Annotated in this window: 14 protein-coding genes and 1 pseudogene; 10 read left to right on the forward strand and 5 right to left on the reverse strand. The window is 60.8% G+C overall.

The window, feature by feature from the left end; all coding sequences use genetic code 11:
- Positions 1–7: 7 nt before the first annotated feature.
- The gene (locus ABRP30_RS07065) at positions 8–2,017 is read left to right on the forward strand and encodes a nucleoside-diphosphate sugar epimerase/dehydratase (RefSeq protein ID WP_241802936.1); all 2,010 of its coding nucleotides are present in this window, start codon (positions 8–10) and stop codon (positions 2,015–2,017) included.
- A gap of 186 nt (positions 2,018–2,203) precedes the next feature.
- Positions 2,204–2,536, forward strand: a complete 333-nt coding sequence (locus ABRP30_RS07070; RefSeq protein ID WP_241802937.1) for a ComEA family DNA-binding protein — start codon at positions 2,204–2,206, stop codon at positions 2,534–2,536.
- A gap of 125 nt (positions 2,537–2,661) precedes the next feature.
- On the opposite strand, the gene ABRP30_RS07075 is transcribed toward ABRP30_RS07070, so the two are convergent.
- Positions 2,662–2,829: a DUF2897 family protein gene (locus ABRP30_RS07075; protein WP_241802938.1), complete on the reverse strand. Its 168-nt coding sequence runs from the start codon at positions 2,827–2,829 to the stop codon at positions 2,662–2,664.
- 183 nt (positions 2,830–3,012) lie between these two features.
- On the opposite strand from ABRP30_RS07075, the gene pyrF reads away from it, so the two are divergent.
- Positions 3,013–3,714: an orotidine-5'-phosphate decarboxylase gene (gene pyrF / locus ABRP30_RS07080; protein ID WP_012313329.1), complete on the forward strand. Its 702-nt coding sequence runs from the start codon at positions 3,013–3,015 to the stop codon at positions 3,712–3,714.
- Positions 3,715–3,832: 118 nt separating this feature from the next.
- Complete coding sequence (locus ABRP30_RS07085; protein WP_267821919.1) at positions 3,833–5,026, forward strand: O-antigen ligase; 1,194 nt, start codon at positions 3,833–3,835, stop codon at positions 5,024–5,026.
- Here ABRP30_RS07085 and ABRP30_RS07090 read toward each other — a convergent pair.
- Positions 5,023–5,913 (reverse strand): glycosyltransferase, encoded by an 891-nt coding sequence (locus ABRP30_RS07090; RefSeq protein WP_241802941.1) that lies wholly within the window; start codon positions 5,911–5,913, stop codon positions 5,023–5,025. The genes ABRP30_RS07085 and ABRP30_RS07090 overlap by 4 nt on opposite strands.
- A 498-nt stretch (positions 5,914–6,411) precedes the next feature.
- On the opposite strand from ABRP30_RS07090, the gene ABRP30_RS07095 reads away from it, so the two are divergent.
- Entirely contained in the window at positions 6,412–6,693 is a 282-nt protein-coding gene (locus ABRP30_RS07095; RefSeq protein ID WP_267821922.1) for a hypothetical protein, read from the forward strand.
- A gap of 14 nt (positions 6,694–6,707) precedes the next feature.
- Positions 6,708–6,971: a DUF3077 domain-containing protein gene (locus tag ABRP30_RS07100; protein WP_267821924.1), complete on the forward strand. Its 264-nt coding sequence runs from the start codon at positions 6,708–6,710 to the stop codon at positions 6,969–6,971.
- Between the two features lie 123 nt (positions 6,972–7,094).
- Here ABRP30_RS07100 and kdsA read toward each other — a convergent pair whose 3' ends face one another.
- The 3 genes from kdsA to ABRP30_RS07115 all read right to left on the reverse strand — a co-directional run bounded on the left by kdsA (position 7,095) and on the right by ABRP30_RS07115 (position 9,952).
- A complete protein-coding gene (kdsA, locus tag ABRP30_RS07105; RefSeq protein WP_349976083.1) occupies positions 7,095–7,937 on the reverse strand; it encodes a 3-deoxy-8-phosphooctulonate synthase in 843 nt (280 codons plus the stop codon).
- 36 nt (positions 7,938–7,973) lie between these two features.
- A complete protein-coding gene (locus ABRP30_RS07110) occupies positions 7,974–8,813 on the reverse strand; it encodes a lipopolysaccharide kinase InaA family protein (protein WP_349976084.1) in 840 nt (279 codons plus the stop codon).
- Positions 8,814–8,950: 137 nt separating this feature from the next.
- Positions 8,951–9,952 (reverse strand): NADP-dependent oxidoreductase, encoded by a 1,002-nt coding sequence (locus ABRP30_RS07115; RefSeq protein ID WP_267821928.1) that lies wholly within the window; start codon positions 9,950–9,952, stop codon positions 8,951–8,953.
- Positions 9,953–10,249: 297 nt separating this feature from the next.
- Here ABRP30_RS07115 and ABRP30_RS07120 point away from each other — a divergent pair, with 297 nt between their 5' ends.
- The 4 genes and pseudogenes from ABRP30_RS07120 (at position 10,250) to ABRP30_RS07135 (ending at position 13,644) form a co-directional block, all read left to right on the forward strand.
- The gene (locus tag ABRP30_RS07120) at positions 10,250–11,011 is read left to right on the forward strand and encodes an SDR family oxidoreductase (RefSeq protein ID WP_349976085.1); all 762 of its coding nucleotides are present in this window, start codon (positions 10,250–10,252) and stop codon (positions 11,009–11,011) included.
- A gap of 120 nt (positions 11,012–11,131) precedes the next feature.
- Complete coding sequence (locus ABRP30_RS07125) at positions 11,132–11,413, forward strand: hypothetical protein (RefSeq protein WP_241802948.1); 282 nt, start codon at positions 11,132–11,134, stop codon at positions 11,411–11,413.
- Positions 11,414–12,558: 1,145 nt separating this feature from the next.
- Positions 12,559–12,735 (forward strand): annotated as a pseudogene (locus tag ABRP30_RS07130) (hypothetical protein); the annotation flags it as partial.
- A 204-nt stretch (positions 12,736–12,939) separates the two neighbouring features.
- Positions 12,940–13,644, forward strand: a complete 705-nt coding sequence (locus tag ABRP30_RS07135; protein WP_372490477.1) for a methyl-accepting chemotaxis protein — start codon at positions 12,940–12,942, stop codon at positions 13,642–13,644.
- The last annotated feature ends 88 nt before the right edge of the window (positions 13,645–13,732 follow it).

Genomic DNA, 13,732 nt, shown 5'->3' on the forward strand with positions numbered 1-13,732 from the left:
GAACCGGATGAGTGACGCGAATAAAGACAGGGTGCGCCAGTACCTGGTGAACCTGTCCCGGCGTCAGAAGCGCCTGATACAGGTGTGCACCGACGTCGTGCTTATCTGGTTTGCCCTGTGGCTGTCGTTCATCGTGCGCCTGGGCATCGATGAAATGTACAACCCCATCATCGAACACACCTGGCTGTTCCTGGCTGCGCCGATCGTGGCTATTCCGCTGTTCATCCGCTTTGGCATGTACCGCGCGGTGATGCGCTACTTTGGCAATGATGCGCTGGTTGCCATCATCAAGGCGGTCACCTTGTCCTCCTTGATACTCGCTGTGGTGGTCTACTGGTACAGCAACCATCAGGTCATCGTGCCGCGTTCGATCATTTTCAATTACTGGTGGCTGAGCCTGGTCATCATGGGCGGCTTGCGCTTGATCATGCGCCAGTATTTCCTCGGCGACTGGTTCAGCGGTGCTCATCAAATCCCTTTTACCAACCGTGACGATGGCCAGGTCAAAGTCGCCATTTACGGCGCTGGCACGGCCGGCAACCAGTTGCTGGCGGCATTGCGCATGGGGCGTGTGATGCGTCCTGTGGCCTTCATCGACGATGACGGCGACCTGGCCAACCGGGTCATCTCCGGCCTGCAGGTGTACAAGCCCAAGCACCTTGACCAGATGATCAAAGAAACCGGCGCCCAGGAAATACTCCTGGCGCTGCCAACCGCTTCACGCGCGCGGCGTAAAGAGATTCTCGCCTTCCTCGAGCCTTACCCCTTGCATGTGCGCAGTGTGCCGGCGTTTGCCGACCTGGCCAGTGGCCGGGTAAAAGTCGATGACATCCAGGACGTCGACATTGCCGACCTGCTGGGGCGCGACCCGGTGCCGGCGCAGGATGAACTGCTTTGGCGGTGCAACAAGAAGCGTACCGTGCTGGTGACTGGCGCGGGCGGCTCGATCGGCTCCGAGCTGTGCCGGCAGATCATCGGGCTGGAACCCAAGACCCTGCTGCTGTTCGACCACAGCGAATTCAACCTGTACAGCATCCTCACCGAGCTTGAGCAGCGCATTACGCGCGAGTCTCTGGCGGTGCAGTTGCTGCCGATCCTGGGCTCGGTGCGTAACCAGCAGCACCTGGCCGATGTGATGAGCACCTGGCGGGTGGACACCGTGTATCACGCTGCGGCCTACAAGCACGTACCCATGGTCGAGCACAACGTGGCCGAAGGCATTCTCAACAATGTGTTTGGCACGCTGTGCACGGCGCAGGCCGCGCTGCAGACGGGCGTGGCCAACTTTGTGCTGATCTCCACCGACAAGGCCGTGCGCCCGACCAACGTGATGGGCAGCTCCAAGCGGCTGGCCGAGCTGATCCTGCAGGCGCTGAGCCGCGAAGCGGCGCCGGTGATGTACGGCGACAGCAGCAAGATTTCCCGGGTGAACAAAACCCGCTTCACCATGGTGCGGTTCGGCAATGTGCTGGGCTCTTCCGGTTCTGTGATTCCGTTGTTCCACCAGCAGATCAAAGCCGGGGGGCCGCTGACGGTGACCCACCCGAAGATAACCCGCTATTTCATGACCATTCCCGAGGCTGCGCAGCTGGTGGTGCAGGCGGGGGCGATGGGGCAGGGGGGCGATGTGTTCGTGCTGGACATGGGCGAGCCGGTGAAAATCGTCGAACTGGCAGAAAAGATGGTCCACCTGTCGGGCTTCAGTGTGCGCAGCCCGGATAACCCGCACGGTGACATCGCCATCGAGTTCAGTGGGCTACGGCCCGGCGAGAAGCTTTATGAAGAGCTGCTGATTGGCGATGACGTTTCCCCTACGGCCCACCCGATGATCATGGCGGCCAACGAAGACTTCATCGCCTGGGAAGTATTGCGCGAGCGCTTGGCCGTGCTGTTCAAGGCAGTGGCCGAAGATGACTTTACCCGCGTGCGGCAACTGCTGCGCGAACTGGTCAGCGGCTACTCGCCAGAGGGTGACATCGTCGACTGGGTTTACCAGCAGCAGCGCCGGGACCGTTAGCACTGCCCTTGCTCTTTCAATGCGCTGGGCACCTTCCTACAGCTGACGCCATTGTGTGCTGTCAGCTGTTGAATTTGGTAACCAATCCCTTGATCCGCGGGCTTTCTCAGGGGCCTTCGAGCCGTTAGTTTTACCGGGCAGCCAAGGAAACGCTGCCTCGTAAACTTTCTCGAAGGAGTGTCCACAATGCGTAATATCGTTCTTTCCTACCTGTTCCTGCCACTGTTCGCGGGCCTGTCCATGGCGACCAGCGCCGCGCCGGCAGCCAGCGCAATGATGGCCGAGCCGGCACCTGTGGTGGCTCAAGCGGCTGCCTCGGCTGGCCGGCTGAACTTGAACAGTGCAGATGCAATCACGTTACAGCAGGGCCTCAACGGCATCGGCAAGGCCAAGGCTGAAGCGATCGTCGCATACCGGGATGCGCACGGGCCATTTGCGTCGGTGGACGAGTTACTGGAGATCAAGGGCATCGGCAAGGCGCTGCTCGAACGCAATCGTGACAAGTTGACGGTGGAGTAGGGGGCACTGTCATCCGCTAGCCCGTCTTGCTTGTACTAGCGCCCTTGAGTTCGAGCGCCGCCCGCGCGGCACTCGAGCTACGCAACCCCAAATACGCAGGGCATTCAAAACACCGTACCCTAGGCCTACCGATCCCGCGCATCCTTGGCATCCGCCTCGGCATTGCGCTCGTGTACCTTCTTCAACTGCTCGTCGGTCAAGGGCAGTTTCTTCGCCGTATCGCGCAACATCATCAACCCGCCCACGATCGAGCCAAGGGCTAAGATCAGTATCAGCCAGGCATACCAAGGCATGGGGTTATCTCCTGTGATCGCACACAACGTGGCGTGTATGCATGTTGAGCAATGGCCGTATTCATTGGTTCAATTATAGGAGCCGGGCACGGCCTGGCCAAATCTGCTGATCCGCGGCCCCCAAAGCCTGGGCCACTTCGTTTACAATGCGCGCCGTTTACGACTTGCCAAGAGACCCCGACCATGTCCGCCTGCCAGACGCCCCTGATCGTCGCCCTGGATTTCCCCACCCGTGACGCCGCCCTGAAACTGGCCGACCAGCTCGACCCTGCCCTGTGCCGGGTGAAAGTTGGCAAGGAGCTGTTCACCAGCAGCGCGTCCGGCATAGTCGAGTCGCTGTGCGCGAAGGGCTTCGAGGTGTTCCTGGACCTCAAGTTTCACGACATCCCCAACACCACCGCCATGGCCGTGAAGGCTGCCGCCGAAATGGGCGTGTGGATGGTAAACGTGCACTGCTCCGGCGGCCTGCGCATGATGTCGGCCTGCCGCGAAGTGCTGGCCAAGCGCAGCGGCCCGCAGCCACTGCTCATCGGCGTGACCGTGCTGACCAGCATGGAACGTGAAGACCTGGCCGGCATCGGTCTGGACATCGAACCGCAAGAGCAGGTGCTGCGCCTGGCGGCACTGGCCGAGAAAGCCGGCATGGACGGGCTGGTGTGCTCGGCACTTGAAGCGCCGGCGCTCAAGGCTGCGCACCCGTCCCTGCAGTTGGTAACACCGGGCATTCGCCCTGCCGGCAGCGCGCAAGATGATCAGCGCCGCATTCTGACCCCGCGCCAGGCGCTGGATGCCGGCTCGGATTACCTGGTGATCGGCCGCCCGATCAGCCAGGCAGCAGACCCGGCCCAGGCCTTGGCAGCGGTGGTCGCCGAGATCCGTAGCTGACACCTGCAGGCGTTTCACAGCAACCTTTTCAACATGGGTGGCGTTCAGCGAGCCCTTCGATCCTTACATTGGAATGCAGGGCTCACACTGAACATTCCCGTTTGCCAGAGGATGCTAGATGTCAATTGATGTGTCGATACAGTCGCCGGCTCAACGCTGGGCAGGCATGGTGACGCGCTACGTGTTGCCGCTGGGCTGGCTGGCCCTGCTGACGGGGATGTTCTGGGCGTGGGACCGCTCGCTGTACCACAAGCTCTTTTACCTGCTGCTTGCCGCGCCCACGTTGATCGTCTTGATCCTGCAGCCACGGCAGGCCAAGGCGTTGTTTGGCAACCCGCTGTTCATTGCCTTCCTGGTGTTCTCTGCCTACACCCTGCTGAGCATTGCCTGGTCCGATACCGAGAACTCGGTAGGCAGTTTGCTCAAGCGGCCCTTGTACATTGCCATGGTGTTGCTGTCGGCCGGCCTCATCAGCTTGCAGTCACCGGCACAGCTGCATCAGTGTGTGCGCCTGGCTGCCCTGTTTGCCGCAGTCGCCGCTGGTGTTTCGCTGATCTACTTCTTGGGTCTGGCGGCGGGTGAGGGCGGGCGCCTCGACGGCTACGGCGCGCTCTACAACCCCTTGCTGACTGCCCATGTGTTCGGCGCTTTCGCTGCTATCTGGTTGGCAACCTGGTTCCAGACGCGCGGCGCGCTCAACATTCTGGCTCTGGCCTGCCTGGCGGTACTGGGCATGGCCATTCTTGCCACGGGCTCGCGTACGCCGTTGATCGGGTTGGCGGCTGCACTGGGTTGGTTGCTGATCGTGGGTGACCGGCGCCACGGCTTGATCGCAATGGCGGCCGTGGCCCTGGCTTTGGTTGGGGTTGCGGTGTTCTACCCTGAAGCGATCACTCAACGTGGCGTGTCCTACCGCCCCGAAATCTGGATGGAATCGCTGCGCCAAATCGGTGAGCACCCCTGGCTTGGCCATGGTTACGATGCCCCGATGACGGTGATCATTCCAGGCCTTGAACAGACGCTCGCCGACCCGCACAACATCGAGCTGGGCGTGCTGTATGCAGGTGGGGTCGTGGGCTTGGTGCTCTGGTTGGTGCTCTACGGCCTGGCCATGCGCTTTTGCTGGGCTTACCGCAAGCACCCCGGGGTTACGCTTGCGGCGACCTGGCTGATATTCGGCTTTGCTTCAGGGCTGACAGAAGGCAGTGCGTTCATGTCACGCCCGAAAGAGCATTGGTTTCTGATCTGGATGCCAATGGCTGTGGTCTACGCCCAGTGGCTGATACACCGGGGCGGTAAAAAGCTCGCTTAAGACCAGAGCAGGCGCCACAGGCCACGCAAAGTCTTTCTGTTCCAGTACTTGAGCGGGATATCAGCCAGGATTTCCCGCGTCAGTTGCTTGTCGCGGTTGGCGTACTTGAGCACCATGGAGTTGCGGAACTTCATGCACACCTGCTCGTACTGCGGGTGGTCTTTGAAGTGTGCGTATGTCTTGAGCACGTTATCGACCATGAAGCGGCCGTTCTTGAAGGTGTTGGTCGGGTGGTCGCGGTACTGCGCCAGCACCTCGCCCAGCACGTCGATGTAATAACCGGCCCGCGCGATCGACAGTTCGATGTATACGTCTTCCAGGCGGATATCGGCACTGAAGCCGCCGACCTTCTCCAGGGCTTCGCGGCGCAGCATCAACGTGGCAGCCATGGGGCCTGGCTTGCGGTCCAGCCACAGGTCGTCAAAGTCCAGGCGGCGGAAGGGCAGGTTGCGTTTGCGCTGTTCGCGCGCGCCCATCACCTGGCCGTTATGGTCGATGGTTTCGATGTTGGCCGAGCAGATGCCCACTTCAGGCTTGCCATGCATGTACTCCACCTGGGTGGCGATACGGTGCGGCAGCATGATGTCGTCGGAGCCGAAAGGCACGATCAGGTCGCCCTTGGCGCGCGCAATGGCGTCGTTGAGGGTTCGCGCCAGGCCTTGGTTGGCCTGGAAGCGCAGGTCGAAGCCGTGTTGCGCCTGCAGCCGCTTGAGTACCTCAGGGCTGTCGTCCTTGGAGCCATCGTCCACCACTAGAAGCTCGATGTTCTTGTACGTCTGGTTGACGACGCTGTTGATGCTGGCTTCGATGTAACGCGCGTGGTTATAGGACGCGATGATCACTGTCACCAACGGTGTGTCAGTAACGTCGTGATTCTGAGAAACCATTGCAAACCCCTAGCTTTGATCCATGTCGTGTGACGCTTCTATGCAGACTAGCTGCTCGTTTTCCAAAATGGTGCCAATTCAGCATCTTATGTAGGTCTTCGTCATTCTAAAGCATGGGGAATGCTAGGGATACGTCAGCCATGCTTGAGCGGGGCGCGATGGAGACGGTGAGGCATCTATCCACTCGTTGATTGAGAAATTTCCTACGTATCAGGACTGGTGATGCTTAGCCTGGAGAAATACCCTACACGTTCTGTCGACACGCGTCTGATTGTTCCTGGAAACACTGCACTTTAGGCTTCTTGGGTCGCCGATTTTCAGCGATGCGGGCGTGGAAACCCGGACAATCTTCAAGTGCCTGTCGTAATGACAGCTGTATACGGGAGGCCGTCAGGCCTGCCGGGGTTCCTTGAAGACTCGGTTTTCCACCCCGTGTACAGTTGTCGCCCTTCGTGTGGAAACGGCGGTGGCAACTCCTTTAATCTTCAAGGAATTGCTATGAAAAAAATCGTCCCCGATCCACCCCACCATTTCGACCTTCCCTCCGACAAGACCCTCTCCAGCGCCATCAGCGAGCGCATCGTGCCGATCGATCACGTAGTCATGAACGTCACCCACTATCTGATGCTTGCCTACAACCACTGCCACATGGCCCTTTACGCGGTAGAAGACGAAGCCACCCGGGAGTTGATGGTAAACGGCCTGCGGGCCATGCAGATTGCCTGGGGTCAGTCGGATGCGCTCTCGCTGGCCTTGGAACGTACCAGCAGCCTGCATTGAGGGGGAGTAGAGCGATGACTAAAGACGTGACCCATGTCACAGCGGGTGTGACCACGTTTTTCCAGGGTGAACACCAGACTCATCCCTTGTTCCGGATCGAGCCGGGGATACCTTGCCAGGATGCCCGTGAGCAGGCTTCGGAGCTGATGGGGTATGTGCGGGAGTTGACCATCATCGGGCTGATGGATGAAAAGCCGATGATGATCTGGGCTTCGCATTACCTGAGCGCCATGGCCAAGGCGCTGATGGATGATGCCGAGTTGGGGATGAAAGGCTGAGGCTGCCTGGCACAGATCTTCGGGCACTCGATTGCCGTCACGCCGCAATACCCACACCAAGCCCAAAAACAAAAAGGGCCGGTACGCGCGCGTACCGGCCCTTTCACATCACGCCAAAGCGACTCAACCAATAACCAGCGGCGGGAACGACTTCACCAGGTCATCCAGCGCCTTGATCTGCGCCAGGAACGGCTCCAGTTTATCCAGCGGCAATGCGCTCGGGCCGTCGCACTTGGCTTGGTCCGGGTTCGGGTGGGCTTCCAGGAACAGGCCAGCCAGGCCAACGCCCATGCCGGCACGGGCCAGGTCAACCACCTGTTCGCGGCGGCCACCCGAAGCAGCACCCGAAGGGTCGCGGTTCTGCAGGGCGTGGGTTACGTCGAAAATGATCGGCAGGTCATCGCAGGTGCGCTTCATCACACCAAAGCCCAGCATGTCCACAACCAGGTTGTCGTAGCCCATGCAGGTACCGCGGTCGCACAGGATCAACTGGTCGTTACCCGCTTCCTTGAACTTCTGCACGATGTTCTGCATCTGCGAAGGGCTCAGGAACTGTGGTTTCTTGATGTTCACCGGCTTGCCGGTCTTGGCCAGCGCCACCACCAGGTCGGTCTGGCGGGCCAGGAAGGCAGGCAGCTGCAGCACGTCGACCACTTCGGCCACTGGCGCGCACTGGTAGATTTCATGCACGTCGGTGATGATCGGTACGCCGAACTCGGCCTTGACCTTCTCGAAGATGCGCAGGCCTTCTTCCATGCCCGGGCCACGGTAGGAGTGGATCGAGGAACGGTTGGCCTTGTCGAAGCTGGCCTTGAACACATAAGGAATGCCCAGCTTCTCGGTAACCCGCACGTATTCGGCGCAGGCGGTAAGGGCAAGGTCCTCGGACTCAAGGACGTTGATACCGCCGAACAGCACGAACGGGGCGGTATTGGAACATTCGATGTTCTGGGTGATCTTGATCATTTTCTACTCTATGAAGTCTGGGGTAGCCATGGCGCTCTACCAACGACTTTCGAGTACACCGCTGGTGAAGATTTCGCGGCGCTCCAGGCGCCCGATTTCCTCATGCTTGGCAAGCGCGTACACCCGGTTGAAGGCTGCGCGTTGCACATCAGGGAAGTACTCGGCCAGTGCGCATTCTACCGCAGCATCATAGTCCGCTTCGGTTATATAGCGGTAAATTTCTCGGTAGTAGAAAAAGCCGAACTGAAAGCCCAAGGTTTCGCTCCTGTAGGCGGTGGGCCCGGAGAAGCTGTTCTCCAGGTCGATGGCCTGCGCTTTTCCTTGTTCCGGAAGCATGACGTTCGCCGCCCACAGGTCCATGTGCGTGACACCCTGGCAGTGCAGGGCGTGCAGGAGTTCGAAGGCTGCCGCGATCACCCGGTGCACGGCCTCGGGGTTTTGGCGCACTGTTGCCAACCCATCCTCGTGCCCGCTCAGTAATTCTGTGATGAGGAAAAAGTCCTGCATCAGGCCGAACCGTGAGCGGCTGTAGCCATAGCCGACCAGCCTGGGCACCCGCGCACCCCGGCGGGCCGCTTCGCGGGTGTTGATCAGTTCTTCGAGAGACCAGTCATACATGCCGTTGCGCTTGGGCTGGCCACGCTGCATGCGCAGCTTCTTTTTCAGCGAATCGAGCTTTTCCCGTTTGGTGAACAGCAGGCTTTGGGTGCATTGAAGCGGTGCGCTGACCCGCTTGGAGCTGGCTGTCTGCTCGATCAGCCGTTCGAAGGCTAGCCGTGTATGTACGGCAATAGGGGCCTGAAGATGCAGGGTGGTGCTGCGATGGCGCAGGGTATGGGGATATTCGTTCTGCCAGATTTGTGAATCGCCAACCACACCCTCGTCCCTTGTAGTATCAATGAGCCATATAACTTAGTGTTTAATACTACAGATCTTTCACATTTTTCCTACAAGTTCTTAACAATACCTGACATTGAAATGTGCTAGGGGCCGCATGAGCGGCCCCCTGTAGTTCAAACCTTCAACACCAGCTTGCCGAAGTTTTCTCCGCTGAACAGCTTGAGCAGGGTTTCTGGGAACGTCTCCAGCCCCTCGACCACGTCCTCCTTGCTCTTGACCTTGCCAGTGGCCAGCCAGCCGGCGATTTCCTGCGCGGCCTTGCCGTACTCCTTGGCATGGTCCATCACCACGAACCCTTCCATGCGTGCACGGTTCACCAGCAGCGCCAGGTAGTTGGCCGGGCCTTTGACGGCTTCTTTGTTGTTGTATTGGCTGATCGCGCCGCAGATCACGATGCGCGCCTTGAAGTTGATGCGGGTAAGCACAGCGTCGAGGATCTCGCCGCCGACGTTGTCGAAATACACGTCAACGCCCTTGGGGCATTCGCGCTTCAGGCCGGCCAGCACGTCTTCGGCCTTGTAGTCGATGACGCCGTCGAACCCCAGTTCATCCTTGAGGTACTGACATTTCTGCGCGCCGCCGGCAATGCCCACCACGCGGCAGCCTTTGATCTTGGCTATCTGGCCGACGATGCTGCCTACGGCGCCGGCGGCACCGGAGATGACCACGGTGTCACCTGCCTTGGGCTGGCCGACGTCGAGCAGGGCGAAGTAGGCGGTCATGCCGGTCATGCCCAGGGCTGAGAGGTAGCGGGGCAGGGGGGCAAGGTTGGGGTCGATCTTGTGCAGGCCCTGGGGCTCGCCGGTGAAGTAGTCCTGCACGCCGAGGGCGCCGCTGACATGGTCGCCGGGTTTGAAGTCGGGGTGGTTGGAGGCCACCACTTCGCCTACGCCCAGGGCGCGCATGACCTGGCCGAGTGCCACGGGCGGGATGTACGACTTACCTTCATTCATCCAGCCGCGCATGGCCGGGTCCAGCGACAGGTACAGGTTGCGTACCTGGATTTGACCTTCGCCGGGTGCATCGGCAGGGGCCGTCTCGAAGGTGAAATCGTCACGGCGCACGGCGCCAGTGGGGCGTTTGGCCAGCAGGAAACGGCGGTTGGTCTGGGTCATGGCGGGGGTCCTTGTGGGCAGGAAGCAGAGGGGTAAATTTAACGTGGTGATGCCAACAGGTCTGCAAAATCACTGGTAAGCATGGTAGCTCAACCGCTGGCTTGATGATGCTGCCCAGTGAGGGAGAAGGCTGACTAGACTTCGACTGCAGAAGTGTGGGGCTGTTGCAGGGCCTTGTGGGGGCTGCGCTGGCGAGCGCTGCGCGCTCGATCGCCGGCAAGCGCGGCTCCCACATCTACCTCACATCTACTTCACATCACATCACATTGAAAATCGCACCCATTATTGGAGCACTCGATGAGCATGACCTTTTCCGGCCAGGTAGCACTGGTCACTGGCGGTGCGGCGGGTATCGGCCGGGCGACGGCGCTGGCATTTGCAGGGGAGGGCCTCAAGGTGGTGGTGGCCGACCTCGACCCGGTCGGTGGTGAGGGCACCGTGGCGTTGATCAACGAGGCCGGTGGGCAGGCCATGTTCGTGGCCTGTGACGTGACCCGTGACGCTGATGTGCGCCGGCTGCATGAGCAGGTCATTCAGGCCTACGGTCGGCTGGACTACGCCTACAACAATGCCGGTATCGAGATCGAGCAGGGGCGCCTGGCCGAGGGCAGCGAGGCAGAGTTCGATGCCATCATGGGCGTCAACGTCAAGGGGGTGTGGCTGTGCATGAAGTACCAGCTGCCGCTGTTGCTGGCCCAGGGTGGCGGGGCGATCGTCAACACCGCCTCGGTGGCAGGCTTGGGTGCGGCGCCTAAGATGAGTATCTATAGCGCGTCCAAGCATGCGGTGATCGGCCTGACCAAATCGGCCGCCATCGAATATGCCAAGAAGGGCATCCGGGTGAATGCGGTGTGCCCGGCGGTGATCGATACCGACATGTTCCGCCGCGCCTACGAGGCGGACCCGCGCAAGGCCGAGTTCGCGGCCGCAATGCACCCGGTGGGGCGCATCGGCAAGGTCGAGGAAATCGCCAGTGCCGTGTTGTACCTGTGCAGTGATGCGGCGGCGTTCACGACCGGGCACAGCCTGACGGTGGATGGCGGGGCTACGGCTATTTGAAAAGGCAGCTGCGCCGACAGGGCGATGGTACTGAGTTTGATTCTCTGTGATAGGGTAGAGGCAAGAACTGGATCGTAGGTGATCGGTCTTACGATGACGTCACATCATCTAAGGACAGCAATGAAACACGTAGTTTTGTTCTTGGCCATTCTCGCGATTGCAGGGTGCGTGGCAACTGCTAAGACCGAGGTTAGAAAAGGTCGTAAGGGCTTGCATATCAATTGCTCAGGCTTATCGTCATCGTGGGACAAGTGCTATAGCAAGGCGGCGCAGTCCTGTGGGGCGCGGGGTTACAAAGTTGTCGCTCGCTCGACCAGTGACGACGAAGAGGAAGGTGATTTCCTGTTCGGCATCAACCCTGCGGGTTATACCAGCCGTAGCATGATTGTCATCTGCAAATGATGCCCTTTTAAGTCACTTTACGATGTCGTGCTCACCCCAGGCTGATCGTGCGGCAGTGCGTTCTGTCTACAAACATATTTGTCAGGGCGCAACTGGTCTGCGCATCGATGTCGCTCATGGGCAGGGTTCCCGCGCTGGGGCCTTGTTTTCGCATCTGTGGCGACCCTCAGCACGCTGATTGCGACACGCTCATAGCTATTTGACACTATTGGCCACTTCAGCCCTTGTGAGTCCAGCGCAATCATTGCCACGCTTGGCCTTTGGCAAATCCTCAGAGCAGGGGGCGGCGTATGGAGACGAGCAGGCGGGGTTTTCTGGCCAACCTGGGTATGGCCCGCAAGCTGGGCCTAGGGTTTGCCCTCGTATTGCTGCTGACGTTGGCGGTGGCGGCTATCGGCATTGCCGCGCTGTACAGCGTCGGCCAGCATTTCGGCGGCCTGCGCCAGCTGGGCCAGTTCAATACCGACCTGCTCAAGTTGCGCCAGCATGAACAGGCCTTTGCCCTGCGCTCCGATATCAAGGAGGCAGAGGCTTTGCGCAGCGGCCTGCACAACCTCAGCGAACGTGCCCGCAGCCTGCCGGCTCTGGCGGCGGCCGAAGCGGACCTGGCGGCGTATGGCCAGGCTTTCGAAGCCTTTGTCGAAGCGGTGCAGGCCAAGGAGTTGGCGCTGGACACGGCCAGTTGGTCGGTCTCCAGCGTGGCCAACAACCTTGATGTATTGCAGGCCGGCCTGGCCGATGACGGCACCTATACGCTCAAACAATCACAAGGCCAGCAAGGCGGGGAGTTTCTGGAGCAGGCCGCGCAGGTGGCCCAGGTATCTCGCTTGATGCTGCAGGCCATGGACGAGGCCCGTGTACGCCTGGACCAGAGCCGCAAGGGCGAGGAAGGTGCAGGCGAAGGGCGCATCGCCCAGACCGTTGAAGCGGCAGGGCTGGTCGAGCAGCTCAAGGCGGCAGTTGGCGATGCGGGCTACCAGAGCGTGCTGGGCGAGGTGCAGGGGCATATCGCCGGTTTCTCGGACAAACTCAATGAATACACTGACCTGCTCGCTAAAGAGCAGGGTATCAAGGCGCAACTGCAGGCGCGTGCAGAGCAGGCCACGCAGCGGGTCGACCGGGCTTATGCGGCGGACGAGCAAGCGATGCAGGGTGAGCTGACGCGCAATGCTGTGGCCATTGCCTTGGCTACCGGGCTGGCGCTGCTGGTGGGTGTACTGGCGGGGTGGTTGATCACGCGGGCGGTGGTCGGCCCGCTGAAACGGGTGATTGGCCGGGCCCAGCGCATCGCTGCCGGGGAGTTGAGCCTGGACGCGGAAGCTGCGCGCAACGATGAAGTGGGGCAGTTGATGCAGGCGATGCAGCAGATGGCTGCCGGCCTGTCGGGCATCGTCAGCGGCTTGCAGCAGGGCATCGAGCAACTGGCTGGCAGTGCCCAGGCGCTGTCTGCGGTGACGGAGCAGACCAACCGCGAAGTGGGCAGCCAGAAGGAAGAGACCGAGCAAGTGGCTACCGCCATGCAGCAGATGACCGCCACCGTGCACGATGTGGCGCGCAATGCCGAGGAGGCGGCGTTGGCGGCGCAGGCTGCTGACGAGAAGGTTGATTCGGGCCAGGTGGTGGTGCGCCAGAGCATGCAGCGTATCGAGCAACTGGCGGCGGCGGCGGAGGCGGCCAGCGCTGGTATTGACAGCCTGAGCGCCGAGATCCACACCATTGGCGATGTGCTGGAAGTGATCAAGAGTGTCGCCGAGCAGACCAACCTGCTGGCGCTCAATGCCGCCATCGAAGCGGCGCGGGCGGGCGAGCAGGGGCGTGGTTTTGCTGTGGTGGCCGATGAGGTACGGGCGCTGGCGCGGCGTACCCGGCAATCCACCGAGGAGATCGAGCGGTTGGTTGCCAGCCTGCGCGGCAATGCCCAGCAGTCGGTGGCGCAGATCCGTGGCAGTACCGACCTGGTACGCCTGGCGGTGGCCGATGCGCTGCAAACCGAAAGCGCCTTGGGCAGTATTGCGGCGGCGGTGTCGTTGATTCAGCAGATGAACCAGCAGATTGCTGCGGCGGCAGAGCAGCAGAGCTCGGTGGCTGAGGAGATCAGTCGCAGCGTTACCCAGATTCGTGGGAGTGCCGATCAGGCGGCGTTGGCCATGCAGGGCAATGCCCGGTCAAGTATCGAGTTGGCGCAGTTGGGCAGTGACCTGAAGGGGATGGTGGGGCATTTCCGTTTGTGATCGTCTGTACCGGCCCTATCGCCGGCAAGCCGGCTCCCACCGGTTGGGTGGAGTCCTCCTGAAAGTGGATTGGGCCCGAAAGTGGACT

This window comes from Pseudomonas sp. WHRI 8519 (assembly GCF_040224055.2).
GTDB classification, from domain to species: domain Bacteria; phylum Pseudomonadota; class Gammaproteobacteria; order Pseudomonadales; family Pseudomonadaceae; genus Aquipseudomonas; species Aquipseudomonas putida_X.

Coding starts and splice junctions, on each gene's coding strand:
- kdsA (WP_349976083.1), bottom strand. CDS start 7,937: ATGATCAAGATCACCCAGAACATCGAATGTTCCAATACCGCCCCGTTC.
- ABRP30_RS07125 (WP_241802948.1), top strand. CDS start 11,132: ATGAAACACGTAGTTTTGTTCTTGGCCATTCTCGCGATTGCAGGGTGC.
- ABRP30_RS07075 (WP_241802938.1), bottom strand. CDS start 2,829: ATGCCTTGGTATGCCTGGCTGATACTGATCTTAGCCCTTGGCTCGATC.
- ABRP30_RS07090 (WP_241802941.1), bottom strand. CDS start 5,913: ATGGTTTCTCAGAATCACGACGTTACTGACACACCGTTGGTGACAGTG.
- ABRP30_RS07065 (WP_241802936.1), top strand. CDS start 8: ATGAGTGACGCGAATAAAGACAGGGTGCGCCAGTACCTGGTGAACCTG.
- ABRP30_RS07135 (WP_372490477.1), top strand. CDS start 12,940: ATGACCGCCACCGTGCACGATGTGGCGCGCAATGCCGAGGAGGCGGCG.
- ABRP30_RS07095 (WP_267821922.1), top strand. CDS start 6,412: ATGAAAAAAATCGTCCCCGATCCACCCCACCATTTCGACCTTCCCTCC.
- ABRP30_RS07120 (WP_349976085.1), top strand. CDS start 10,250: ATGAGCATGACCTTTTCCGGCCAGGTAGCACTGGTCACTGGCGGTGCG.
- ABRP30_RS07100 (WP_267821924.1), top strand. CDS start 6,708: ATGACTAAAGACGTGACCCATGTCACAGCGGGTGTGACCACGTTTTTC.
- ABRP30_RS07085 (WP_267821919.1), top strand. CDS start 3,833: ATGTCAATTGATGTGTCGATACAGTCGCCGGCTCAACGCTGGGCAGGC.
- pyrF (WP_012313329.1), top strand. CDS start 3,013: ATGTCCGCCTGCCAGACGCCCCTGATCGTCGCCCTGGATTTCCCCACC.
- ABRP30_RS07070 (WP_241802937.1), top strand. CDS start 2,204: ATGCGTAATATCGTTCTTTCCTACCTGTTCCTGCCACTGTTCGCGGGC.
- ABRP30_RS07115 (WP_267821928.1), bottom strand. CDS start 9,952: ATGACCCAGACCAACCGCCGTTTCCTGCTGGCCAAACGCCCCACTGGC.